This window comes from Pseudomonas sp. S2_B07 (assembly GCF_054668435.1).
Genome location: NZ_CP162769.1, coordinates 5,183,921 through 5,206,295, shown reverse-complemented (window position 1 = coordinate 5,206,295; position 22,375 = coordinate 5,183,921). Strand labels below are relative to the sequence as shown.

The window sequence follows — 22,375 nt, the reverse complement described above, 5'->3', positions numbered from 1 at the left end:
ACGCTAGCCTCGCTGCGGAGCACAATTGAGGCTCAGAGTTTAGACCGATGTTCAGCACATCCAACTTTATCTGGAAAACAGTCAGTGCAACCCGCCGCAGCTCCCGCTATTAATACCCTTCCCCACTCAAGGACCCGAGCCTGCCATGAAATTCGACCTCGCCTATTGCCTCAGCCTCGACGACAAGCTGTCGATCTATGACGTGCGCGATCTGAATTTCGACGAAACCATGGCGTTCGACTCCGCCAAAGAGCACTTCCAGTGCCCCAACGATGCCTGTCGCTTGGCGTTCGATGCGGCCAATGTGCTGACAACCTTCAACGCCAAAAACGTGAATTACGTCCGCACCCCGCACTTCAAGAACACCCCCGGCACCCGGCACATGGCAGATTGTCCTTATGCCAGTCTCAAAGCCTCGGCGTCTGGTGTGGACGCGGACGGTGCGGAAACGGATGACAGTCGCGAGGAGCATTTCCCGTCGGAGTTGTTGCTGACTCGGCGTCAGTATGTGCGTCAACCATCGAACCCGGCGGGGACGGCGGATGAAGTTCGAGACATCCCGAAAACCATTTCGGCGGACCATCACACAGAACACCCGACCCGCGAATCAGCACCCGACAAGACCAGTGTCTTCGCCCACCCGGTGGAGTGTTTTGTGTCGAACTTCGAGGACAAGGACCTGCTCAAGCGCATGCCGCTGAAGATTGGCGAGCACACGGCGCCTTATGGGTCGTTCTTCAAGAAGATCGAATACCTGACGGACAACAAGGGGCTGATTTACTGGGGCAAGATCAAGGAGATCAAGGATTACACCCAGAGCTTTCGCATCGATTTCGAACAGAAGGTCTGGTTCAAGCAGGCGGATGAGGCGAAGAAGAAGCCGTATTCAGTCAACGTTTACTTGAGCAAGAAGCTGATCGACAACTACCGCAAGCGCAAAGCGTTTCTGGAAGAGATCAAGCACGCCATCGAGAGCGGCAAGGATTTGTATTGCTTCTTTTATGGCGTGACGCCGGAGTTGAAGCAGGTGCCAAGCAAGAAAAACCCCGAGCAGACGTTCGGGGTGTTCAGTGCGAATATCGAGAACCTGGATCACTTTAATATTCGGGAAGCGCCGGGGTTGGCGGGTACGCAATCAGGGCAGCTGTAGCGCAACGCCGCCGGGGTGTTGCTTGATCAGGCTATACGGCAGGACACCCCAGCCCACATTTCCACACACTGCGGCCACGTGAGGAAAGGACGGATCTAACTTGATCCCCTGCTCGGTGAAATACCAGGAAGGAAAACTCCAGCGGTCCTCGTCATCGTAGTCGCAGTCGTCGTCCCCTTCTGGCGTGACCGTCATTTGATTGGGATAGAGATTAAGCAATTGAGCCACCAGCCACGGCGCCAGCTCTTTGCCGCGGTAATCAGAATAGGCACTGAATGACTCAGACGAAGAAATGTAGGCGTCGTAGTTTTCCTCGTAGTGCAGCGGTTTTCCCTGTCCCACCCACAGCACGTCATCAAGCGTCAGAGATTGGCCCGTTTTAGCATCCAGGTTGAGTGAGTCATTGACCTGATCCGGGTAAGCACCGCCACAGAAGTACTCGGTTGAGACACGGACGCTCATGACGTTCGGCGTCATCCACAGAGGCTGGCTCGTCTGTGCGTAGTAGGCGTCAGCGTAGTTAGCGAAGCATCCGTAATACCCCACAACCTCCTGCCACAAACGGCCCATCAATTGCTGATTGATACGCTTACGCTCCTCAGCGTTGTAGCCCGAAACCACTTCAAACAGCTCGGCTTTAGATTGTGGGTCGCGCCACCATTGCAGCGTGTAACCCATGAAGGTTTCAGTCTTGCCTTGTGTAAGCTTCATACCCTGCAAGCGTAGGTATTCATAAGGCGCCTTGTCGTGAAGCCTGGCGAGATAGGGCAAGGTGTCAGCGGGAATCTGAGGAAGGTTCGCTGGCTGCAGATCAATCTTCAAGACTTTGCCTTTAGGGCTAGTCCATTCTCCGGACCAGCCGCTGGACTTTGGTTGTAAGCGAATTGTCGGAAAAGGTTTGTGCTCTCCATATCGCTGGTCACCCTCTTCCAGCACAAGTGCTTTTCCTTCCTTTGAGCCACTAAGCACCAAGTCCTTGCGGTACTTTTGGTAAAAGTAACGACCCTCACTGCCATCGGCGCTCACCTCCAGCACAATCGGCATTTTTCCCAGAGTCCCGGTATAGACCTGCCTGCCGCTGTCGGCCCACAACATCGTAGAAAACGTGGAGCACACCAATACGACAATGCCAGCAAGACGAAACAGTCCTTTAAACATCAAATCATCCTTGAATGCAGCGAGTATTGGCTCGCAAGAAAGAGCGGCGGATTATGGCGAACCCGTGTTCGAGAATCGATAAAAAGCTGACTTGATAACGATCAGCTCAGGCACATGCTGACCATCACCAACACCAGCAACCCCACATAGACCTGCGCATGCACCCGATCCGGTATCCGCCCGATCCACGGTGTGGCCAACCGAATCCCCACCAACGATCCCATCGTCAACACCGCAAACGCCAGCAGATCCACATAGCCTATAAACCACGGCCCCAGATCAAACTCAGCAAACCCCGCCATCGCCATGTAAGTCAGCGTCCCGGCCAACGCCACCGGCAGGCTCAACGGATTGGCCATGGACGTCGCCTGACTCATGCTCAGCCCGCACCGTCGCAACAACGGTACGGTCATGACGCTGCCACCCACGCCGAGAAACGTTGCGATCACGCCGATTCCTGCGCCACCACCCGACACTTCTGCCCTCCCCAATCGTCGTGGGATTGCGGTGTCGGACGCTGTCAGAAAACCACGTCGGAACAGGCAATCCACAATGGTCACGCCCAGGTACGCGATGAAGGCATAACGAATCACCTCACCACTTACCCACATCGCGGCGAGCGCTCCGAGGATTGCGCCCAGGCCGATGAACCCGCCCAGCGGCCACAAATAATGACGAATGAGATTACCGGCGCGACGGTGTTTGCCGGTGGCGATCAATGCGTTGACGATCATCACACAGGTCGAAGTCGCTACGGCAATGTGCATCGCCGATTGGCCTATGGGATCGTCGGCGCCATGGCTAGCCATGAGCATGCGATAAAGCAATGGCACGACGACGAAGCCGCCGCCAAAACCGAACAACACCGCAGTGACGCCAGTCATGCACCCGAAAAATGCCAGCAGGAGATAAAACATTGCGCGTCGTCCGTTGATTGAGAGCGGTCGACGATAGAGCGATGCGCCTTGGCCTGCTTCAGCAAGTCAGCCAATAATGTTCGCGTTTACGCCAACTGCTGGAAGCCGCTCGATGCGCAATGTTTCGATTGATCTACTGGATGACACGCCTCGCCCGGTGGTGGCGATCGGCACGGATTATTCCCACGGCCATGTGTTGCCTCGTCATACACATCGGCGGGCGCAGTTGTTGTATGGCGCCACCGGGGTGATGCAGGTCAGCACGCATGACGGCAATTGGGTGGTGCCGCCACAGCGGGCGGTGTGGATTCCGGCGGGGGTGGCGCATGAGGTGTTGATGCTGGGGGTCAGCACATGCAGTTTGTACATCGAACCTGGTGCGGTTCACCTGGGGTCGCGTTGCCAGGTGATCAATGTGTCGCCGTTGATGCGGCACTTGTTGATGGAGGCGGTGGAGATCCCACTGGTGTACGACGAGGCCAGGCGCGATGGCGCGCTGATCGACTTGCTGCTGCATGAACTGGCGCGCAGTGCTCACTTGCCGCTGCACATTCCTTTACCGGTCGATGCGCGGTTGCTGGGGTTGTGCCAAGGCTTTTTGCAGCGGCCCGATGCGCATCAATCGCCGCAGCAATGGGCCGATCAATTGCACATCAGCTTGCGCACGTTCAATCGGCTGTTCCGCCAGCAGACTGGCCTCAGTTTCAGCCAATGGCGCCAGCGGGCCTGTGTGGTGTTGGCCCTGGCGCGGTTGGCGGCGGGGACGCCGGTGACGCGGATTGCGCTGGATTTCGGTTATGACAGCCCTGCGGCATTCTCGACCATGTTTCGCCGCCTATTGGGGCAAGCACCGTCCGTCTGGATGGAGGGGGCGACATAGCAAAAATCAAAAAATGAGTTTGATCCGGGCGCAAAACAACTGTACAAAACAACAGTACTTTTTTGGATTAGCACTCTCGAGCCCGGAGAACACCATGGCCTCTATTGCGATGAAAATCACCCTGGAACGTATCGCCCTTTTCCAATTCACCCCGGCCCATTGCGCCCAGGCCCGAGCGATGCTGGGTTGGAGCGTGGAAGAGCTTTCGGAGGAATCCGGTGTCTCCGTGGACGCCATTGTGCGATTCGAGGCCGAACGCGATGTGCTGGATGTCACCCGGCTGGCGTTGGCGTATCGGTTTGAATCGGAAGGCCTGGTGTTCTTCCCCGGATTTGCGCCGGGTCGAGGGATGAATGTGAAAGGGTCGACGCCTGATCCGGTGGGTCGGGCGGACTACGCGATGGTTGAGTGAGGAGTCAGCAGATGAATGGAATCAATGAATGCGACAGGCGCGGTCATCCGTCTTTGGGTGATATCGATGCGGGGCAGATGAGGGCAAAGGCCGAATACCTCATGAAGATTGGCATGCTGCTGGATATCGGTCAGTTGGGCAAGGCGGAAGCGGCGCAAAGGCTGGGGCTGTCAGCCGGGGAGCTGGATGAAATTCTCGGTGGGAACGTTCGCGATCTGACAGTGGCGAAGATTGTGGGCCGCTCCATGGCGAGCGGCCCGACGGTGGAGGATCAGGCGTTCTGATGCCTGACTTGATCACGCTGAAATGACCGTCCCCGTTGAGACCCTACTGCTCTTCAAAAGCCGGATTCTGGCCTTCTAACGATGCTTGCTCATAGCTGTAAGCCAGCGCCAGCAGTTGGGGTTCACTCCAGCGCTGGCCGAAAAAGAACACAGACGTCGGCTGCCCATCACTGCTCATGCCCGACGGGACGGTAATGGCGGGGTAACCGGCGACGGCGGCGCTGAATTGCGAGTAGCCATCGGCATCGGCGAACAATGCGTCCAGGTGATGTTCAGTCATTTGCTCATCAATGGCAGCCTTGAAACTGGCATTGAGGATGCCGAACATCTCGGCGGCCTGCGAGGGGGTCATGTCCAGTTCGTTGATGTCGTTCAGCATTTGCTGCCCGTAGCCTTCGGCGCCCGGGTTAAGTTCGTTGAAGTCGATCAACTGTTGAAGCGTCTGAATCGGCAAGCCTGAACGACTGGCCAGGTACTCGGGCAGTTCATGTTTCATGCCTGCCATGAGGGCGTTGAAGTAGCCATCGATATCAGGCAGTCGAAGTGTCAACGGCACCAGGGTCGCGCCTTGCTCTTCCAGTGTGGCCAGGGCCATCAGGAATTCAAAACCAGGTCGAAGAACAGTGCCGTTCGTGCCGACGTACTCAGTCGGGTAACCGATTCTTTTGCCTTGCAGCGCGTCGGTGGTAAGCAGCGCGGTGTAGTCAACGCCGACGGGGGCATCGCGGGTGACCGGGTCACTGGCGTCAACGCCTTGCAGGGCATTGAACATCAGCGCGGCATCGCGGACGGTCCGAGAGAGGGAGCCCGGCGTGTCTTGCAGACGTGTGATGGGAATGATGCCCGATCGGCTGAACAGACCCAACGTAGGCTTCACGCCCACCACGCCATTGGCCGAAGCAGGGCACGCGATGGAACCGTTGGTTTCGGTCCCCATGGCCAACGGTGCGAAACCGGCGGCAACACCGGCGGCTGAACCCGAGCTGGAACCGCAGATTTCGCCGTTCAACACGTGGGGATTTTTACCTTGGCCACCTCGGCCACTCCAACCGTGGGGCAAGCCCATTTCCCGGACGTAAGCCCATTCGCTCATGTTGGTTTTGCCGAGAATGACGGCACCTGCGTCACGCAGCTGTTGGACCACAAACGCGTCGTTCGCAGCAGGCTGACCGACCATGGCCAAAGAACCCGCGCTCGTTTGCATCTGGTCCGCCGTGTCGATGTTGTCCTTGAGCAGAACGGGGATGCCGTGCAGCGGGCCACGCACTTTTCCGTCCTGACGCTCCTGGTCCAAGGCGCTGGCAATGTCGATGGCCTGGGGGTTGAGCTCGATAATCGCGTTGATCGACGGCCCTTGCTTATCCAGCGTGTGAATACGCGCCTGCAAATATTCCACCAGGGCGACAGAGGTGAGTTCGTTACGCGCCATTCGCTCGGTGAGCTCGCTGACGCTCGCATATTCGAGCGGCTGGGCAGTGACGGAGGCATTGTTGTCTGCCAATGCAGGCCCGGAGACCGATAGCAGAATGATCTGCGCCAGCGCCGTCATGCGGTTTTTTAAAATGTCCTTCATTTACAGCATCCTTGTTATGGCTAATCACGGGCGAGTCATTTCACCCACCGCACAGCCTACCGAATACGTAGGAAACGGCTGTCAGTTACAAGGAGCTGTCAATGTAGGAAACGTCACCCTGACTTGTAGCCGCTACAAGCCAAACGCCCTTCTTCCTTCACCGTACTTTCCATTTCCGACCACCATGCGGCCCCTCGCTGTGGGTACATGATGTTAAACGCCTCGCCCATTTGCGGCGTAGTGATCGACACATTGCGCTCCCAGGCCAACGCCAAAATCCGGTCGAAGGGCTCGAACCAGGGGTGCATCGACAAGTCGAAGGTGCCGTTGTGAATGGGCAGTAGCCAGCGTCCTTTGAGGTCGATGTGTGCCTGCAGGGTTTCTTCCGGCTGCATGTGAATGTGCGGCCATTCAACGTTGTAGGCGCCGGTTTCCATCAGCGTCAGGTCGAACGGGCCGTACTGTTCGCCGATGCGTTTGAAGCCGTCGAAATAGCCGCTGTCGCCGCTGAAGTAGACCCGAGTGTCGCCGTCGATCATCACCCACGAGGCCCAAAGGGTGCTGTTGCCGTCGAACAAACCGCGCCCGGAAAAGTGTTGTGAAGGGGTGGCGATGAACTGGATGCCGTCGACCTCAGTGCCCTGCCACCAATCGAGTTGGCGCACTTTGCCGGCCTCCACGCCCCATTTGATCAGCGTGTCGCCGACGCCCAGCGGGGTAAGGAAGTACTTGGCCTTGTCCGCCAGTTTGAGTACCGCGCGATAGTCGAGGTGGTCGTAGTGATCGTGAGACAGGATCACCGCTTCAATCGGCGGCAATTCTTCCAGGCTGATCGGCGGCTGGTGGAAGCGCTTGGGGCCGGCCCATTGCACGGGTGAAGCGCGCTCGGCGAAGACCGGGTCGGTGATCCAGAATTTGTCCCGCAGCTTCAGCAGGACGGTGGAGTGGCCGAGGCGGTAGACGCTGTGGTTGGGCGCTGCGATCAACGCCGCCTGGGTCAGGGCTTGTACCGGCACTGAGGCCGCTGGGCGGCTATTGCGCGGTTTGTGGAAGATCATGCTCCACATGATGCGCAGCATTTTGTGAACGCCTTCACGTTGCACGGGCACATGGTTTTGAAAGCGCCCTTGTGCCTGATGGGAAGCTTCAGGCGTAGGGGCGTTATCCGCAGCGGAAGTAGAAGTGGCCATGACTGAGTGACTCCAGAAAAACCGCAAGATGGCAGTTCTTCACGGTGGGACGATAAATGGCCAAAGCACGCACGCATCAGCCGGAGATCTATTTTTCGCTGGGCAGGATTAACAAAACGTTACACTGCACAGTGTAGTTTCTAGGTTGCATCAAAGCCGATGACAAGTAAACTACCGAGTGTAACTTTCCTTTGCCTCCTGCCGAAGCGTACTTATGACAGCTCCACAGCGCCTCACCGACCGAAAACGTGCAGCCATTATCCAGGCGGCGATTGTCGAATTCCGTGCCAACGGTTTCGATATCACCAGCATGGACAAGATTGCCGCCACTGCCGGCGTGTCGAAGCGCACGGTGTACAACCACTTCCCGAGCAAGGAAGAGTTGTTTGCCGAAATCCTCAATCAATTGTGGGCGCGGGTACTGTCAGATCAGGAAACGTCCTACCGCCCTGACCTGCCCTTGCGCGACCAGATGCGCGTGATGTTGCAGGCGAAAATGCAGACGCTCGGCGATGACAATTTTCTCGACCTGGCGCGGGTGGCCATCGCCGCCACGATTCATTCGCCCGAGCGTGCGCAGAACATGGTCGCCAGAATGGGCCAGCGTGAAGAAGACCTGACCGTGTGGATTCGCACGGCACAGGCCGATGGTCGATTGAAACCGGTCGACCCCGCGTTTGCCGCCCAACAGATTCAGGGGATGCTCAAGTCCTTTGCGTTCTGGCCACAGATTTCCATGGGGTTGCCGGGGCTGTCACCGCAGATGCAGACCACCGTGGTGGAGTCGGCGCTGGACATGTTTCTGGCCTGTTATCAGGTCTGCGAAAAATGACACGGTCCCGCCCTTCCTCTGCAGGGCTCGGCGCTCAATAAATCAGTGCGATGTGTTTCAGAATGAAACTGGCGTGGGGGCTATAGTGAGCGTCAGTCCCAGCGCCATGCAGAGAGCATCATGACCACCCCAACCGCTGATAAAAAACCCGTCGTCGATCATTTACGCTTCCATCGCGCTCACGCCCACCTCGCGCCTACTTTCGGCAACGACAAATTTGCCCTGCGCGCCGAAGCCTTCGCGCGGTTCTTCGGCACGCCGACCTTTCTCGGGGCGCAGACGCTGATCGTGGCGGTGTGGATATGCCTCAATATCTTTGGCGTGACCCATTTCGACGTCTACCCGTTCATCCTGCTCAACCTGGCGTTCAGCCTGCAAGCGGCTTACGCCGCCCCACTGATTCTGCTGGCCCAGACCCGTCAGGCGGCGCGTGACAAAGCGCAATCCGATGCCGATGCGCAACACCGTGAGGCCATCGCCGTGGCCAACAGCGAACGTCAGGCCGAAGCTGCAAAAAACAACGCGCAATTGATGGAGTTGCTCGAACAAAACACCCGGCTCACCGAGATGACCAAGACCCTCACCGAGCGCATTGAAAACCTGACCTCGGAAATGCATCAGCACTTCGTGCGCAAAGAGCCGCCCAAGGTTTAACGCGCGCTCAAGGCAATCGCAGCGCCTGCCCCAACTCATCAAACAGCGTCACCACAGAGCGCAATGCGCGGCAGTCTGGACGGGTCAGCAGCCAGAGCGCGGTGTCGTAACCGTCCAGAGGAGCGGTCAGTGGCTGCAACGTGTCGCCGATCAAAAAGTCCGGCAAGGCCGCCACCCCTAACCCGGCCCGCACCAGCTCGGTCACTGACAGCATACTGTTGCAGCGATAGGCCGGCGTGACGCCCGGCAAGTGCTGACGCCGCCAGGCAACGGTGGGATGGTCAGGCAGGAAATCGTCAGGCGCGATCCAGGTCAGCGAAGCCAAATCTTCAGGGTCGACAGACTTCAGATACCGCTGACTGGCGCACACCCGATAGGAAATGTCCGCCAGACGTCGACCAACCAAATGCTCGGGCGGTGTGCGCGTCAGGCGCAACGCGATGTCAGCATCGCGGCGGCTGAGGTTGGCGAAGTCGTTGGAGGTGCTCAGCTCAATGGTTAGTGCCGGGTAGGACGGCATGAACTGCGCCAGCGCCGGCAGCAGCAACCCTTGCAGGACCGAATCGGTGCAGGTCAGGCGAACGGTGCCGCTGATGACTTCCCCGCCCTGCTCCACCCCGATTCGCGCCGCGTCCAACGCTTGTTCTGCGCGCTCGGCCTGCTCGGCCAAGGTTTGCGCGAGCGTCGTCGGCAAATACCCGGCGCGGCTCTTTTCGAACAGTTGTTGCCCCAATGCCGCTTCCAGTCGGCGGACGGCGCGAAACACCGTTGAAACGTCGACTTTCAGCAAGTTCGAAGCCCTGGACAGCGAACCGCCACGCACCAGCGCGAGGATCAGGGCCAGGTCGGGATAGTCCAGCCGATAGTGCGTCGCTGCATTGATCATTTGGGATAACGCCAATATTGAGTGCGTGAACGCCAATCTATAGTGGCTGCCAGGAATCAACAAGCCGAGAGAGCACTCATGGAAACCCCCTTAATCCGCATCGCCCTGATCGGCGACTACGACCCTCAAATCACCGCCCACCAAGCCATTCCCGTCGCCCTTGGCATGGCTGCCGAAGAGTTGAAGCTGGACGTGCAATTCCAGTGGCTGGCCACTGACCAGATCAACGCCGACACACCGCTGCAAGGTTTCGAGGGTTTCTGGTGCGTGCCCGGGAGTCCTTATCGAGACATGGACGGGGCGTTACGGGCGATCCGCTTTGCCCGAGAGCAGCAACGGCCGTTCCTCGGCACCTGTGGCGGGTTTCAACATGCGGTTTTGGAGTACGCCCGCCATGTGTTGGGCTGGGAAGATGCCGAACACGGCGAGACGCATCCTGATGCCGCACGGGCGCTTCTGACCCCGCTGACCTGTTCGCTGGTGGAAGCGGTGGACAGCATTCATCTGGCTGTAGGTTCGTTGATCGCCAAGGCGTACGAAACGACTGCCATACGCGAAGGCTATCGCTGTCGCTTCGGTGTGAATCCTGAGTTTGAACGAGCGCTATTGGTCCAGCAGCTGCACGCCGTTGGCCATGATTCCCAGGGGGACTTGCGGGCGGTTGAGCTCAAGGGACATCCGTACTTTGTCGCCACGTTGTTCCAGCCGGAACGTGCAGCGCTCAAGGGCGTTCTGCCGCCGCTGGTCCGCGCTTTCATCAAGGCTTGTGTGAGGTAGAAACCATGACGACGCCTTACTACGCGGTGATTTTCACCTCCCGGCGCACTGAAGGTGATCACGGTTACGCCGAGGCCGCCGAACGCATGGTGGAACTGGCTCGTGAGCAGCCGGGGTTTCTGGGTGTGGAATCGGCTCGGGGCGAGGATGGGCTCGGGATTACGGTTTCGTATTGGGCCAGTGAAGCGGCGATTCTGGCGTGGAAACATCATCCCGAGCACAGTCAGATTCGTGAGCGTGGGCGGTCGACGTGGTATGCGGAGTGTCAGACGCGGGTGTGCAGGGTTGAGCGGGATTATCGGTTTCAGCTCTGAGCGTTGTGGTGTCCTTTTGGACGCCATCGCGAGCAGGCTCACTCCTACAGGGGAACGCGTTTCAACTGTAGGAGTGAGCCTGCTTGCGATGAGGCCAGCCAAGGCTCCGCAAACCTTCAACCCCGGACAAGACTCCGCACCGCCGCAATCTGCGGCACGTCCCGCCGCTGCATATACACCCGCAACGGCTCGGTGATGTTGATGCGGTCATCAATATTCTGATCCAGCAGCAACTGAATCAACTCACGCTTGAGCGTCATGACCGGCCCCGGCCCTGGCGCCCAGACAAACTCGCTCACCGGAATGATGCCGTCATCGGCCACGTCCATGCCGAACGCGTCTTCGCTGAATCGAACGATGTAATGACCCGTCTTGCGATTGAGGCCGACGAAGCCGTTGAGTTGGTCGGCAGCCTGGCAGATGAGTTCGGAAGTGATGCGCATATAAACCTCACAAAAAGGTCGTTAACGACCGGTGATCGATGGTTTACACGCAAGGAAATCGACGCGGGTTTCCCTCTGCCGGGGAAACTGCCGCGGCCAAGAGTACTGCAAAGCAGCGCACACCGGCGCTGAAAAAATGAGCTTTAAACACGTTTATGTCGGTCTGGCGATAGCGCGAGCGGCGCTCAGTTGTTAAAAGGGACGTCTTTGAAAATCTCTCTGCGAAAGGATCTCGACATGCCGGTTACCTTCACCAAAAGCGCCCTGCTGCTGAGCCTGATGCTCGGCCTCGGCCAGGCACAGGCCGCCAGCGAGCCCAGCCCGACCGCTCTGGCCAGCCGTTTGGGCATTCCGCACCCGGCGGTAATCGCCCACCGCGGCGCGTCGTTCGATGCCCCCGAGTCCACCGCGGCCGCCTATAAACTGGCCCGCGACCTGGGCGCCGATTACCTGGAAATGGACCTGCAACGCAGCAAGGACGGCGTGCTGTTTGCCCTGCACGACAACAACCTGCAACGCACCACCGACGTCGCCACCCGGTTCCCGGATCGCAAGAACAGCCCGGCCAACGCGTTCACCATGGCCGAGCTGAAAACCCTCGACGCCGGCAGTTGGTTCAACACGGCTTACCCGGATCGCGCGCGTCCGTCCTACGCCGGGCTGAAAATCCTGACGCTGGACGAGATCATCGACATCGCCCAAGGCAACCCGCTGCACAAGCCGGGCTTGTACATCGAGACCAAAGAGCCGAAGCAATTCCCCGGCATCGAGCGCGACCTCAAGGACAAGTTGCAGGACCGAGGCTGGCTGAGCCCGGCCGGTTCGAAACTGGGGAAAAGTGATCTGGCGGTCGGCCAGGGCAAAGGCAAGGTCGTGCTGCAGACCTTCGAGAAGAGCAGCCTGGAACTGCTGCAAAAAGAAATGCCGAAAGTGCCGAAGATCCTGCTGCTGTGGGTCGGCGAAGGCAGCATCGAGCCGAAATCCAAAGTGACGTTCGCTGAATCTGGCGACAAGGACAAAGCCACTTATTACGCCAGGCAGGAACCGAAAGACAAAGCTGAATTTCAGCAATGGGTCGAGTACGCCAAGGCCCAGGGCGCTATCGGCACCGGCCCTTCCGCCGCACTGACCCAGGGTGGCGATCAGAGCTATTCGGACCTGGTGCAGCCGTGGATGAACCAGTTCACCCACGATCAGGGTTTGTTGGTGCACGTGTACACCATTGATGATGCGGTGGATTACCAGAAGGTGATGGATGCCGGGGTGGATGGGGTCTTTACTAACCGGGCCAGTGAGTTGTTGAAGTTCTATAAGCGGCCGGCGGCGGGGACGGTTGCGCAGTTGCTGCAGAATAACGGGTATTGATTCGGGACCGCGGTGCGGCTATCGCGGGCAAGCCACGCTCCCACAGGAATGGGGCAGCACTTGTGGGTGGTGGCTTTCTGGAATTAAGGATGAATTAAGTTGCCATAGTTAATCTGGCGCCACTTAAACAGAACAACCCAAGGAAAGAACTTCATGAAAACATTGACGGCCCTGTTCACCGCCGCTGCCCTGACCCTCACTGCTGGCCTGGCCCAGGCTGATGTTCGCGTCGATCAGATCCATGAACTGGTCAAGAGCGGCAAGATCAAGCCGCTGGAAGAACTGAACCAGGCAGCGCTGAAACTGCATCCGGGTGCGACCATCACCGACACGGACCTGGACAACCACTTCAACGGCTACGAATACGAAGTTGAACTGCGTCTGGCTGACGGCACGGAATGGGACGTCGATTTCGATGCTGCGACCGGCAAAGTCCTGAGCAACAAACAGGACAAGTAACCCGAACTGATAAAGCCGCACGATCTCCAAATCGTGCGGCTTTTTTACGTCCCGAATTCAGCGCGAGCCAACGCGCCGCCAGCCCGATAGAATCGGTCCACGGTGTTCTCGCAGGGATTGATCGATATGGGGCAAACAGCGGCAGCAGACATCGCCACGATCGGTCGGATCAGCGCGGTGCCGGCGATTCTCCAGGTCATCCGCGAGTTGACGGGCCTGCGTTTCTGCGCGGTGGCGCGCGTGACGGAGAATTCCTGGACCGCTTGCGCCGTGCTCGATCAACTGGATTTTGGCTTGCAGGTCGGCGGTGAGCTGGAGGTGGCCACGACCCTGTGCCACGAAATTCGTCAGGCCCACCAGTCGGTGGTGATCGACAAGGCCAGTGAAGACCCGCTCTACCACAGTCACCACACGCCGCGTATTTACCAGTTTGAAAGCTACATCTCAGTGCCGATCTTCCGCACCGACGGACGCTTTTTCGGCACCATTTGCGCACTTGATCCCCACCCTGCACCGCTCACATCCAGCACGATCCAGAGCACCATGGAATCCTTCGCCCGGATGCTGGCGCTGCAAATCGAAGCCGAAGAAAACCAGCAGCACACCGAAGCGGCACTCAAGCAGGAACGTGAAACCTCGCAATTGCGCGAACAGTTCATCGCCGTGCTCGGCCATGACCTGCGCAACCCGTTGTTCGCGATCAGTGCCGGTGCCGAAATGCTCCTGCGAAAACTGCCTGAGCCAGCGAATCAGCAACGGGCCCGGCATATCCTCACCAGCGCCCGACGCGCCACCCGACTGGTCGATGACGTGCTGGATTTTGCCCGTGGCTCCTTTGGCAGCGGCATTCCGGTGAACATCAAACCCTGCGCGGATCTGGGCGCGGCTTTACGGCATGTGATTTCCGAGGTCCAGAGTGTTCACCCGGACCGCGTCATATCCTCTTCCATCGGCGATTTGCACAATGTCCCGTGCGACCGCGAGCGGGTCGCCCAGTTGCTGTCCAATCTGGTGGCGAATGCGGTAATCCACGGCGATCCCCAAGGTCCTGTCGAGGTCAATGCGCAGATCAAGGACAGGCACTTCCTCCTGAGCGTAAAAAATCAGGGGCTGATTGCCGAGAACGCATTGACCTACCTGTTCCGCCCCTACTCGCGACCGGCCAGCGATACGCCGCAGACCGGCCTCGGATTGGGCTTGTACATTGCCAGTCAGATTGCGCAGTCCCACGGTGGAAAACTGGACGTGGTTTCGACCGCGCTACAGGGCACGACGTTTACCTTCACACTGCCTGTGCAGGCTTAGGCGCTGGTACTGACCAGCGAACCCGACGTGCTGGAATCAGCGTCCTGCAACGCCTGCAACAACGCCGCCGTTGCTGTCTGCAACGAACCTGAGGTGGTCGCCACCTGCGACTGAGCCGCCGCGACATCAGCGGCTTTGGCGTCGGCATCTTCCTGTTTTGCCTGGGCTGCTTGCAGCTGTTGCTGTTGTTCCTGCATCTGCTTTTGCAGTTCGGCGATTTGCTTGCGCAAGGCTTTCACCGCATCGGATTCTTCGCTGCTGCTGGAACTGCTGTCGCTCGACGCGGGAGCGCCACCGGCGGCCACTTTGCTGTCGTCGGAAGGCGTCTCGGTAGTGGCGGTGACGGAGGTGTCGGCGGCGGGATCGCTGATCGCGGTTTTGCTGGTGGAGGTGGTGAGGGTCTGGTTGATCGAGACAGAGGTGATGCTGACCATGGGATGTATCCAGTGTGGGATTTGGGTATCTCCCACATCGACATGGCCCGGCCGCACTTGAGATCGACTGTGTACCGACTCGGTAAGCGAGCCGGTACACAGCCGTCGGTCTTACGCGCTCAAACGCGCCGTCACTTCATTCAACTGCGACGACACCCCGTGCAGGTTGTGGCTTGCCGCTTCGGTGCGTTGCACGTTGTCCAGATTGGTACTGGCGATGCTGGTGATCTCGGTAAGGTTGCGCGAGATGTCCTCGGCCACCGAGGTCTGCTCTTCGGCAGCGGTGGCGATCTGGCGGTTCATGTCGCGAATCGCTTCGACGGCCTGGGTGATCCGCTCCAGCATGGCGCCGGCCTCGGTCACTTGCTGCACGCTTTCTTCACTGCGTGACTGCCCGCTTTCAATCGCCTGGGCCGCGTCCACCGCGCCGGTTTGCACGGTCTGAATGATCTGGTTGATCTCGATGATCGACGCCGCCGTGCGCTGGGCCAGGCTGCGCACTTCATCGGCGACCACCGCAAAACCGCGCCCGGCTTCACCGGCACGGGCCGCTTCGATGGCGGCGTTGAGCGCCAGCAGGTTGGTCTGTTCGGCGATGCCGCGAATCACTTCCAGCACCTTGCCGATGCGGCCGCTGTCGGTTTCCAGCTGACGAATGACCGTGGCGGTGTTGGAGATTTCACCGCGCATCTGGGTGATGGTATGGATGGTGCCCTGCATGACTTTTTCGCCCTGTTGCGCGGACTGGTCAGCGTCGTCGGCAGCGCGTGCGGCGTCGGCGGCGTGACGCGCAACTTCTTGCGCGGTCGCGGACATTTCATTCATCGCCGTGGCCACCTGATCAGTGCGGTTGAACTGCTCGTTGGTGCCACCCGCCATCTGGCTGGCGATGGCGTTCAGTTCGCCGCTGGCGCTGTCGAGGTCCTTGGCGCTGCGCTGCAAATGGCTGAAGGTGTCGGCGAGGAAATCGCGCAGGGTATTGGCGGCGACCGCCAGTTTGCCCAGCTCATCCTGACGGGTGCTGGCCACGCGATCGGCGAATTTGCCCTGGCTGAGTTGCGCCACGTAGTCGATCAGTTTGCGAATCGGTTCAACCAGATTGCGGTTGACCAGCCACAGGCTCAACAGACCGATCAGCAAGCCCGAGGCGAGCATCACGATGATCCCCAGCAACACGGTGCGGTCAGCGTCGGCACTGATTAGCTTCGACTGCTCGGCGCCCTGTTTGCGCAGTTCGACAACCAGTTCGCTCATCTGATCACTGGCCGCGCGGTCCACGCCTTTCACAGCGGTATCGCCAGCAGTCGGGTCGGCACCGGCTGCGACGTAGGCATCGCGACCCTTTTGATAGGCAGTGCCCAGCAAGCGGTGTTCATCACGCAGGCGTTCGATGCGGGTCTTGAGTTGCGGCTCGATGCCCTTCTGCCCGGCCAGTTCACCGAGGATGCTTTGCACATCGCGCTGACGGTCTTCGTATTGCTTCCAGTATTTGTCCAGGTCCGCCGGTTGCTTGCCGCGCAGCAGGACGTTTTTCCATTCCTGAACCTGCACCTTGAATTGCAGGTTGGCTTCATCGATCAACTGGGAAGTGTGCAGCGGGCCGTCAATCAGGTTCGCGTAGCTCTGAACACCGCTGGACAGGAAATGAAAGCAAGCCAAAGCGATCAGCAACATCGCCAGCAGGCTGCCGCTCAACAAGGCGAGGATTTGTGCTCTCAGGGATTTTTGCAGCATCGAGTGATACTCATGACAGGGGTGAGACACGCCGTGACATGGCGTGAAAGGTGTCCGGACGTCCCTGTCTGCGACTTGGCTCGTGGCCAAAGGCGCGCACGTTAACGTAAGCGAGATCGGCGTGCCAGAGCGGTTCTTTAATCCAATCCGACCGTCGGTAGAGCCACTATTTGGCCTTCATTGATCCGTCACACAACCGTCAAGAATCCTTGCGATGATGCGGCTCAGGTGAACCTGTAAACCCGCCACAACTCGACCCTGCAGCCGCAGGCTTCGCCAGCTGCTACATAGAGCGATAGCGCCCCCTTGCGAGCACTCATGAACCACAGCATCGACCAAAGCCATCGCGACACGGACCTGTTCGGCCTGCTCTACGGTTTCAGTTTTCGCCCCGGTGAACGTGGTCGCGAGATCGATTCGGCCAAAGCGCTGCAATACCTGCAACAACCCGACGACAGCCAAGAATTCCTCTGGCTGCACCTGAACCTGGCGCACGCCGCGTGCGAGCGCTGGATGAAAAGTCATCTGGAATTGCCGGAGGAATTTTTCGAGGCGCTGCACGAAGGCTCGCGTTCGACGCGCATCGAACATGTGGATTCAGCCTTGCTGGCGGTGGTCAACGACGTGGTGTTCAACCTCAGCAGCATGGTCTCCTCGGATGTCTCGACCCTGTGGGTGTGCGCCCGCAGTCGGCTGATCATCAGTGCCCGTCTGCAACCGCTGCACTCGGTGGACAAGCTGCGCTCTTCGGTGAAGGCCGGTGAATGTTTTCGATCGCCGCTGGAGTTGCTTGTGCATTTGCTGCGCGATCAGGGCGAGGTGCTGACGCAAATCGTGCGCAAGACCAGCTTGAGTGTGGATCAGATCGAAGATGAACTGTTGTCGTCGCGGCTGTCGACCAACCGCGCCGAACTGGGTGCCAACCGCCGCGTGCTGGTGCGTCTGCAACGCCTGCTGGCGCTGGAGCCGGGGTCGTTGCTGCGCTTGCTCAATCGGCCACCGCAATGGCTGCAGAAGGAGGACGTCAAGGAGCTGCGCAAGTCCACCGAGGAGTTTGCACTGATCATCAACGACCTCACGGCGCTGGGTGAGCGGATCAAACTGCTGCAAGAAGAAATCGCCGCCAACCTCAACGAGCAGAGCAACCGCACGCTGTTTACGCTGACGGTGGTGACGGTGCTGGCGTTGCCGATCAACATCATTGCCGGTTTCTTTGGCATGAACGTCGGCGGCATCCCTCTGTCCGGCGACCCGGAAGGGTTCTGGATCCTGGTGGCACTGGTCGCAACCTTTACCGTGCTGGCCGGACGCTGGGCGTTTCGCAAGCGCCAGGATTACTAAGTCTCCCCGCAACCTGCAGCAGCTGGCGAAGCCTGCTGCTACAGGTTGCGGGGGAATTCTGATTAACGGAATAGCAAAAACCCTAAACCCTGATCTGACGCAGTCTCTCTGTAACAATTAGCAACGACTATCCCTGATACACCTCCCTCATCAGGATTGTTCGTTATGGCTACGCCTTCCTACCCCGCCGATACTCAGGCATCCGCTGTCCGTAGCGCCAAACCTCAACTCGATAAAAAGCCTAGCCTGCTTACCCTCGTGGTGTTTTTCGGGGTGCTGGCCAGCGGGCTATTGTTCACCGCTTACAGCCTGATGCACGACATGAGCGAACTCGGTACGGTGGTCACCACTTGGACCCCGTTTCTGCTGTTGGGCGTAGCACTGCTGATCGCGCTGGGCTTTGAATTCGTCAACGGTTTCCACGACACCGCCAACGCGGTGGCCACGGTGATTTACACCAACTCGATGCCGCCGAACTTCGCGGTGGCGTGGTCCGGCTTCTTCAACTTCCTCGGCGTGCTGCTGTCCAGCGGTGCGGTGGCGTTCGGCATCATCGCCCTGCTGCCCGTGGAGCTGATTCTGCAAGTCGGTTCCTCCGCCGGTTTCGCCATGATCTTCGCCCTGTTGATCGCGGCGATCCTGTGGAACCTCGGCACTTGGTGGCTGGGCTTGCCGGCCTCGTCGTCGCACACCTTGATCGGTTCGATTATCGGCGTCGGCGTGGCCAATGCCCTGATGCACGGTCACGACGGCACCAGCGGTGTGGATTGGGCGCAGGCGACCAAGATCGGCTACGCGTTGCTGTTGTCGCCGCTTGTGGGCTTCGGCTTTGCCGCGCTGTTGCTGCTGGCCTTGCGTGCGTTCGTCAAGAATCGGGCGCTGTACAAGGCGCCGGTCGGCAACACGCCACCGCCGTGGTGGATTCGCGGGATGTTGATCGTGACCTGCACCGGTGTCTCGTTCGCCCACGGTTCCAACGACGGCCAGAAAGGCATGGGCCTGATCATGTTGATCCTGGTCGGCACGCTGCCCATGGCCTATGCGCTGAACCGCACCATGCCGGCCGACCAGGCGCTGCAGTTCGCCGCCGTAGCAGAAGTGACCCAGCAAGCGCTGGTCAAGGCGGCGCCACAACCGGCCCCGGCCGACCCGCGTCCGGTGCTGTCCGAATACGTGCGCAGCAAGGAAGCCACGCCGCAGCTGATCCCGGCACTCGCCGCCCTCACCGGCAGCATCGGCGCCCAGGTCAAGGGTTACGGCTCGCTGTCCAAAGTGCCGGCCGAGGCCGTGGGCAACGTGCGCAACGACATGTACCTGACCAGCGAAACCATTCGCCTGATGGACAAGAACAAAGTCGGTAATTTCGACGCCGACACCAGCGGCAAACTGCAACTGTTCAAGCAGCAGATCGACAACTCGACGCGTTTCATTCCGTTGTGGGTGAAAATCGCCGTGGCGATTGCTTTGGGCCTGGGCACCATGGTCGGCTGGAAGCGCATCGTGGTGACGGTTGGCGAGAAGATCGGCAAGACCCACCTGACCTACGCCCAGGGCGCCTCGGCGGAAACCGTGGCGATGCTGACGATTGGCGCGGCGGATATGTTCGGCCTGCCGGTGTCGACCACCCATGTGTTGTCGTCGGGTGTGGCCGGGAGCATGGTCGCCAACGGCGGCGGTTTGCAGATGAAAACCATCCGCAACCTGCTGATGGCCTGGGTGCTGACCTTGCCCGCGGCGATCATGTTGTCGGGCAGCCTGTACTGGTTGTTCACCAAACTGTTCTAAATCGACACAACCCCCTGTAGCCGCTGGCGCAGCCGGACGCAGGCTGCGCCAGCGGCTACAGGGATTTTTTTTGCCGGGTAAAAAGCATTTCGTCGCAAATACAGGCGATTACGCATTTATTGATCCACTACCCGCCCGTTAGCACTTCAGTTTGCTAACGTGTTGCCGATTCTTAAGAGACTCGATGCATTCAGGAGTGGGATCGTGAATCTGTATATCAATCAGCTTCAGCAAAAAGCTGACTTCAAAGAAGCCATCTACGCCGGCGACATCTTCCTGAACACTCAGCTGCGCGCGGCCAAAGAGCTGTGTGCATTTGCTCAGGAAAGCATCACCGCCGCTTTCGACGGCGAGACCAACCACCAGGCCCTGCACACGCTGATGCCGGTGGAAGAATTCGTGGTGTTGGTAACACGCCTCAAGGGCCAGTTCACCAACAGCCAGCGCGCCAAGGACCTGATCCTGTCGTTTATCGACGAGATCGGCGTCGACCCGCGCGAGTACATTTTCGACGTACCGCGCATTCGCGTGGTGCCCAACTATGATTACCTGCACGCCGGCGTCAGCTACGCCTACAAACCGCACCGCGACACGTGGTACGGCAGCGTCGATTGCCAGATCAACACCTGGATGCCGGTGCACACCATTCGCCCCGACCAGACCATGATGATCAATGCCGGTTACTTCGACGTGCCGGTGAAGAACACCTCCAGCGAATGGAGCCTCAACGACTGGATCAGCAACCAGCGGCACAAGGCCAAGGACAACCTCAAGGAGGAAGTCCGCGTGCACCCGGTGCCACTGGAGGCGATCAATACCGCGTCTGAAGTGCGCATCGCCGGCAACACCGGTGAGATGCTGATTTTCTCCGGCTCGCACTTGCACGGCACGGTCGCCAACCACACCGATCAAACCCGCTTCAGCGTGGATTTCCGCCTGATGCACCTCGATGACCTCAAGCACAAGCGTGGCGCAATCAACGTCGACAGCGCCTGCCCTGACGTCGGCGCCGGTTTCAAAGATTATTTCCACGCCCACGACTTCTCGAATTTCCAAGGAATCCAGCAATGACCAAGCGTCGCATCACGCCTGCCGAGGCCCAGTACAACGAAACCCGTGCCAACGTTCTGAAACGGGTCGATGCCGAATACGTGGCCGACGCCCCGTTCGTGTTCGCCAACCGCATCGGCGTTACCGCTGCCCTGTCGCGCATGGAACTGTTCAAGAAAGTCGCTGAAGTACCGGGCGCGATCATCGAGTGCGGCGTGTACAAGGGCAACTCGCTGATGCTGTACATGCACTTGTCGATGATCCTGGAACCGTACGCGATCAACCGTTCGATCATCGGCTTCGACACCTTTGAAGGCTTCCAGAGCATCGACAAGAAAGAAGACCCGGCCGACGTCAACGAGACCATGTTCTCCGACACCGACCAATCGCTGATCCAGGACATGATCGACGCCAATGACCTGCTGCGCCCGGTCAACCGCATCCCGCGTTGCGAACTGGTCAAGGGCGACATCGTCAAGACCGTGCCGGAGTGGGTCAAGACCCGTCCTGACCTGGTCGTGGCCATGCTGATCCTCGACACCGACCTGTACGAATCGACCAAAGTCGCGCTGGAAACCTTCCTGCCGTACATGCCAAAAGGCGCGATCGTGGTGCTGGACGAAGTGGCTTACCGCAACTTCCCGGGCGAAACCAAAGCCCTGCGCGAAGTGCTGGACCTGAACAAGATCGAGCTGAAGCGTTTGCCGTTTGATTCGTGCGTGGGCTACTTCCACGTCTAACGCATACCCCGAGGCTGACACAAAACCCTGTGGGAGCGAGCTTGCTCGCGATGAGGCCATCACATTCAACATTACTGTTGACTGAACCACCGCCATCGCGAGCAAGCTCACTCCTGCACATAATCTCCTTCAGGTTATGGGCTGGATCACCCAGCCAGTCCATAAACCCTCTGACCCGCGACCGCTGCTTGCCGTCCACTTCATACATCCCCCCTCCGACCGCGTTATTCATCCTTCGCAAACAGTGCGCGTCACCAACCGCTCCCGCACCACGTCATACACCCAGTGGTAAAGGTAGGTGTACGGCAGGAAAAACAGCAGCACACCGATGTCGAGCAGGAACGCTTCCCACAGGCCGATCTTCAGCCACCAGGCAATCAGCGGCACACCAAAGGCAACCAGACCACCTTCAAACAACAGCGCATGGACCACCCGGACCCACGCGTTATGCGCCATTTTGTAGTGCTTGAGCACACGGTCGAACAGGCCGTTGAAGACCACGTTCCAGGCCAGGGCCAGGGCTGCAATGAACAGGGTGACCATGCCCATGTCGAGCAGCGGTTTGTCCATGATCCAGGCCAGTAACGGGGTACAGATCAGGATGGCCAGCAGTTCGAAACCAACGGCTTGGAAAATACGTTCAGTGATGGATTTGTTGGCGCTCATGGCCAGGTTCCTCTGAGTGACTGTGG

24 protein-coding genes are annotated in these 22,375 nt (G+C 59.0%); 15 read left to right on the top strand and 9 right to left on the bottom strand.

The annotated features are described in order from the left end of the window. Positions 1–145 precede the first annotated feature (145 nt). Positions 146–1,150, top strand: coding sequence for a hypothetical protein (locus AB4N43_RS24020; protein WP_460152012.1), 1,005 nt, complete (start codon positions 146–148; stop codon positions 1,148–1,150). Here AB4N43_RS24020 and AB4N43_RS24015 read toward each other — a convergent pair. Further along, positions 1,136–2,308 (bottom strand): hypothetical protein, encoded by a 1,173-nt coding sequence (locus tag AB4N43_RS24015; RefSeq protein ID WP_027923910.1) that lies wholly within the window; start codon positions 2,306–2,308, stop codon positions 1,136–1,138. The two genes, AB4N43_RS24020 and AB4N43_RS24015, sit on opposite strands and share 15 nt — an antisense overlap. A 101-nt stretch (positions 2,309–2,409) precedes the next feature. Then, positions 2,410–3,225, bottom strand: a complete 816-nt coding sequence (locus AB4N43_RS24010) for a sulfite exporter TauE/SafE family protein (RefSeq protein WP_460152011.1) — start codon at positions 3,223–3,225, stop codon at positions 2,410–2,412. A gap of 112 nt (positions 3,226–3,337) precedes the next feature. Here AB4N43_RS24010 and AB4N43_RS24005 point away from each other — a divergent pair, with 112 nt between their 5' ends. From AB4N43_RS24005 to AB4N43_RS23995, 3 genes are all read left to right on the top strand, one after another. Beyond that, on the top strand, positions 3,338–4,105 hold the full coding sequence (locus tag AB4N43_RS24005; RefSeq protein ID WP_410922884.1) for an AraC family transcriptional regulator: 768 nt from the start codon (positions 3,338–3,340) through the stop codon (positions 4,103–4,105). Between the two features lie 94 nt (positions 4,106–4,199). Then, positions 4,200–4,517, top strand: a complete 318-nt coding sequence (locus tag AB4N43_RS24000) for a helix-turn-helix domain-containing protein (protein WP_027923907.1) — start codon at positions 4,200–4,202, stop codon at positions 4,515–4,517. Between the two features lie 11 nt (positions 4,518–4,528). Beyond that, the gene (locus AB4N43_RS23995) at positions 4,529–4,801 is read left to right on the top strand and encodes an XRE family transcriptional regulator (RefSeq protein ID WP_155953731.1); all 273 of its coding nucleotides are present in this window, start codon (positions 4,529–4,531) and stop codon (positions 4,799–4,801) included. Positions 4,802–4,844: 43 nt separating this feature from the next. Here AB4N43_RS23995 and AB4N43_RS23990 read toward each other — a convergent pair whose 3' ends face one another. Next, positions 4,845–6,374 carry an amidase family protein gene (locus AB4N43_RS23990; protein WP_460152010.1) on the bottom strand — a complete coding sequence of 510 codons (1,530 nt, stop codon included), beginning with the start codon at positions 6,372–6,374 and terminating at the stop codon, positions 4,845–4,847. Between the two features lie 113 nt (positions 6,375–6,487). After that, positions 6,488–7,564, bottom strand: a complete 1,077-nt coding sequence (locus AB4N43_RS23985) for an MBL fold metallo-hydrolase (protein WP_194940648.1) — start codon at positions 7,562–7,564, stop codon at positions 6,488–6,490. A 214-nt stretch (positions 7,565–7,778) separates the two neighbouring features. Between AB4N43_RS23985 and AB4N43_RS23980 the strand changes: the two genes are divergently transcribed. Both AB4N43_RS23980 and AB4N43_RS23975 read left to right on the top strand, forming a co-directional pair. Continuing rightward, the gene (locus AB4N43_RS23980) at positions 7,779–8,396 is read left to right on the top strand and encodes a TetR/AcrR family transcriptional regulator (protein ID WP_027923903.1); all 618 of its coding nucleotides are present in this window, start codon (positions 7,779–7,781) and stop codon (positions 8,394–8,396) included. Between the two features lie 120 nt (positions 8,397–8,516). Then, a complete protein-coding gene (locus AB4N43_RS23975) occupies positions 8,517–9,050 on the top strand; it encodes a DUF1003 domain-containing protein (RefSeq protein WP_027923902.1) in 534 nt (177 codons plus the stop codon). A 7-nt stretch (positions 9,051–9,057) separates the two neighbouring features. Here AB4N43_RS23975 and AB4N43_RS23970 read toward each other — a convergent pair whose 3' ends face one another. Continuing rightward, positions 9,058–9,999 carry a LysR family transcriptional regulator gene (locus tag AB4N43_RS23970; protein ID WP_194940647.1) on the bottom strand — a complete coding sequence of 314 codons (942 nt, stop codon included), beginning with the start codon at positions 9,997–9,999 and terminating at the stop codon, positions 9,058–9,060. Positions 10,000–10,014: 15 nt separating this feature from the next. Here AB4N43_RS23970 and AB4N43_RS23965 point away from each other — a divergent pair, with 15 nt between their 5' ends. Together AB4N43_RS23965 and AB4N43_RS23960 are read left to right on the top strand one after the other, a co-directional pair. Next, entirely contained in the window at positions 10,015–10,713 is a 699-nt protein-coding gene (locus AB4N43_RS23965; RefSeq protein WP_460152009.1) for a CTP synthase C-terminal region-related (seleno)protein, read from the top strand. 5 nt (positions 10,714–10,718) lie between these two features. Further along, positions 10,719–11,027, top strand: a complete 309-nt coding sequence (locus AB4N43_RS23960; protein ID WP_027923899.1) for an antibiotic biosynthesis monooxygenase family protein — start codon at positions 10,719–10,721, stop codon at positions 11,025–11,027. Between the two features lie 116 nt (positions 11,028–11,143). Here the strand turns inward: AB4N43_RS23960 and AB4N43_RS23955 are convergent, their stop codons facing one another. Beyond that, complete coding sequence (locus tag AB4N43_RS23955; RefSeq protein WP_027923898.1) at positions 11,144–11,470, bottom strand: DUF2025 family protein; 327 nt, start codon at positions 11,468–11,470, stop codon at positions 11,144–11,146. Between the two features lie 237 nt (positions 11,471–11,707). Here AB4N43_RS23955 and AB4N43_RS23950 point away from each other — a divergent pair, with 237 nt between their 5' ends. The 3 genes from AB4N43_RS23950 to AB4N43_RS23940 all read left to right on the top strand — a co-directional run bounded on the left by AB4N43_RS23950 (position 11,708) and on the right by AB4N43_RS23940 (position 14,599). Further along, the gene (locus tag AB4N43_RS23950; protein WP_027923897.1) at positions 11,708–12,835 is read left to right on the top strand and encodes a glycerophosphodiester phosphodiesterase; all 1,128 of its coding nucleotides are present in this window, start codon (positions 11,708–11,710) and stop codon (positions 12,833–12,835) included. A 153-nt stretch (positions 12,836–12,988) separates the two neighbouring features. Beyond that, positions 12,989–13,294 (top strand): PepSY domain-containing protein, encoded by a 306-nt coding sequence (locus tag AB4N43_RS23945; protein ID WP_027923896.1) that lies wholly within the window; start codon positions 12,989–12,991, stop codon positions 13,292–13,294. Positions 13,295–13,420: 126 nt separating this feature from the next. After that, positions 13,421–14,599, top strand: coding sequence for a GAF domain-containing sensor histidine kinase (locus tag AB4N43_RS23940; RefSeq protein ID WP_460152008.1), 1,179 nt, complete (start codon positions 13,421–13,423; stop codon positions 14,597–14,599). On the opposite strand, the gene AB4N43_RS23935 is transcribed toward AB4N43_RS23940, so the two are convergent. Together AB4N43_RS23935 and AB4N43_RS23930 are read right to left on the bottom strand one after the other, a co-directional pair. Beyond that, complete coding sequence (locus tag AB4N43_RS23935; protein WP_027923894.1) at positions 14,596–15,033, bottom strand: hypothetical protein; 438 nt, start codon at positions 15,031–15,033, stop codon at positions 14,596–14,598. The genes AB4N43_RS23940 and AB4N43_RS23935 overlap by 4 nt on opposite strands. 111 nt (positions 15,034–15,144) lie before the next feature. After that, positions 15,145–16,767, bottom strand: coding sequence for a methyl-accepting chemotaxis protein (locus tag AB4N43_RS23930; protein WP_460152007.1), 1,623 nt, complete (start codon positions 16,765–16,767; stop codon positions 15,145–15,147). Between the two features lie 318 nt (positions 16,768–17,085). Here AB4N43_RS23930 and AB4N43_RS23925 point away from each other — a divergent pair, with 318 nt between their 5' ends. From AB4N43_RS23925 to AB4N43_RS23910, 4 genes are all read left to right on the top strand, one after another. After that, on the top strand, positions 17,086–18,108 hold the full coding sequence (locus AB4N43_RS23925; RefSeq protein WP_027923892.1) for a transporter: 1,023 nt from the start codon (positions 17,086–17,088) through the stop codon (positions 18,106–18,108). A 165-nt stretch (positions 18,109–18,273) separates the two neighbouring features. Beyond that, complete coding sequence (locus AB4N43_RS23920) at positions 18,274–19,893, top strand: inorganic phosphate transporter (RefSeq protein WP_027923891.1); 1,620 nt, start codon at positions 18,274–18,276, stop codon at positions 19,891–19,893. 204 nt (positions 19,894–20,097) lie between these two features. After that, on the top strand, positions 20,098–20,964 hold the full coding sequence (locus tag AB4N43_RS23915; protein ID WP_027923890.1) for a 2OG-Fe(II) oxygenase family protein: 867 nt from the start codon (positions 20,098–20,100) through the stop codon (positions 20,962–20,964). Continuing rightward, positions 20,961–21,683 (top strand): TylF/MycF/NovP-related O-methyltransferase, encoded by a 723-nt coding sequence (locus AB4N43_RS23910; protein WP_007946102.1) that lies wholly within the window; start codon positions 20,961–20,963, stop codon positions 21,681–21,683. The genes AB4N43_RS23915 and AB4N43_RS23910 overlap by 4 nt, the downstream gene beginning before the upstream one ends. Positions 21,684–21,911: 228 nt before the next feature. Here the strand turns inward: AB4N43_RS23910 and AB4N43_RS23905 are convergent, their stop codons facing one another. Then, positions 21,912–22,349 carry a multidrug/biocide efflux PACE transporter gene (locus AB4N43_RS23905; RefSeq protein WP_027923889.1) on the bottom strand — a complete coding sequence of 146 codons (438 nt, stop codon included), beginning with the start codon at positions 22,347–22,349 and terminating at the stop codon, positions 21,912–21,914. Between the last annotated feature and the right edge of the window lie 26 nt (positions 22,350–22,375).

What these genes read in the sequence shown, in the direction of transcription:
- AB4N43_RS23920 (WP_027923891.1), top strand. Translation starts at nt 18,274, where the DNA reads ATGGCTACGCCTTCCTACCCCGCCGATACTCAGGCATCCGCTGTCCGT.
- AB4N43_RS24010 (WP_460152011.1), bottom strand. Translation starts at nt 3,225, where the DNA reads ATGTTTTATCTCCTGCTGGCATTTTTCGGGTGCATGACTGGCGTCACT.
- AB4N43_RS23965 (WP_460152009.1), top strand. Translation starts at nt 10,015, where the DNA reads ATGGAAACCCCCTTAATCCGCATCGCCCTGATCGGCGACTACGACCCT.
- AB4N43_RS23905 (WP_027923889.1), bottom strand. Translation starts at nt 22,349, where the DNA reads ATGAGCGCCAACAAATCCATCACTGAACGTATTTTCCAAGCCGTTGGT.
- AB4N43_RS23910 (WP_007946102.1), top strand. Translation starts at nt 20,961, where the DNA reads ATGACCAAGCGTCGCATCACGCCTGCCGAGGCCCAGTACAACGAAACC.
- AB4N43_RS23995 (WP_155953731.1), top strand. Translation starts at nt 4,529, where the DNA reads ATGAATGGAATCAATGAATGCGACAGGCGCGGTCATCCGTCTTTGGGT.
- AB4N43_RS23925 (WP_027923892.1), top strand. Translation starts at nt 17,086, where the DNA reads ATGAACCACAGCATCGACCAAAGCCATCGCGACACGGACCTGTTCGGC.
- AB4N43_RS23940 (WP_460152008.1), top strand. Translation starts at nt 13,421, where the DNA reads ATGGGGCAAACAGCGGCAGCAGACATCGCCACGATCGGTCGGATCAGC.
- AB4N43_RS23945 (WP_027923896.1), top strand. Translation starts at nt 12,989, where the DNA reads ATGAAAACATTGACGGCCCTGTTCACCGCCGCTGCCCTGACCCTCACT.
- AB4N43_RS23960 (WP_027923899.1), top strand. Translation starts at nt 10,719, where the DNA reads ATGACGACGCCTTACTACGCGGTGATTTTCACCTCCCGGCGCACTGAA.
- AB4N43_RS23930 (WP_460152007.1), bottom strand. Translation starts at nt 16,767, where the DNA reads ATGCTGCAAAAATCCCTGAGAGCACAAATCCTCGCCTTGTTGAGCGGC.
- AB4N43_RS23975 (WP_027923902.1), top strand. Translation starts at nt 8,517, where the DNA reads ATGACCACCCCAACCGCTGATAAAAAACCCGTCGTCGATCATTTACGC.
- AB4N43_RS24020 (WP_460152012.1), top strand. Translation starts at nt 146, where the DNA reads ATGAAATTCGACCTCGCCTATTGCCTCAGCCTCGACGACAAGCTGTCG.
- AB4N43_RS23990 (WP_460152010.1), bottom strand. Translation starts at nt 6,374, where the DNA reads ATGAAGGACATTTTAAAAAACCGCATGACGGCGCTGGCGCAGATCATT.
- AB4N43_RS24015 (WP_027923910.1), bottom strand. Translation starts at nt 2,308, where the DNA reads ATGTTTAAAGGACTGTTTCGTCTTGCTGGCATTGTCGTATTGGTGTGC.
- AB4N43_RS23955 (WP_027923898.1), bottom strand. Translation starts at nt 11,470, where the DNA reads ATGCGCATCACTTCCGAACTCATCTGCCAGGCTGCCGACCAACTCAAC.
- AB4N43_RS24005 (WP_410922884.1), top strand. Translation starts at nt 3,338, where the DNA reads ATGCGCAATGTTTCGATTGATCTACTGGATGACACGCCTCGCCCGGTG.
- AB4N43_RS23980 (WP_027923903.1), top strand. Translation starts at nt 7,779, where the DNA reads ATGACAGCTCCACAGCGCCTCACCGACCGAAAACGTGCAGCCATTATC.
- AB4N43_RS24000 (WP_027923907.1), top strand. Translation starts at nt 4,200, where the DNA reads ATGGCCTCTATTGCGATGAAAATCACCCTGGAACGTATCGCCCTTTTC.
- AB4N43_RS23935 (WP_027923894.1), bottom strand. Translation starts at nt 15,033, where the DNA reads ATGGTCAGCATCACCTCTGTCTCGATCAACCAGACCCTCACCACCTCC.
- AB4N43_RS23950 (WP_027923897.1), top strand. Translation starts at nt 11,708, where the DNA reads ATGCCGGTTACCTTCACCAAAAGCGCCCTGCTGCTGAGCCTGATGCTC.
- AB4N43_RS23985 (WP_194940648.1), bottom strand. Translation starts at nt 7,564, where the DNA reads ATGGCCACTTCTACTTCCGCTGCGGATAACGCCCCTACGCCTGAAGCT.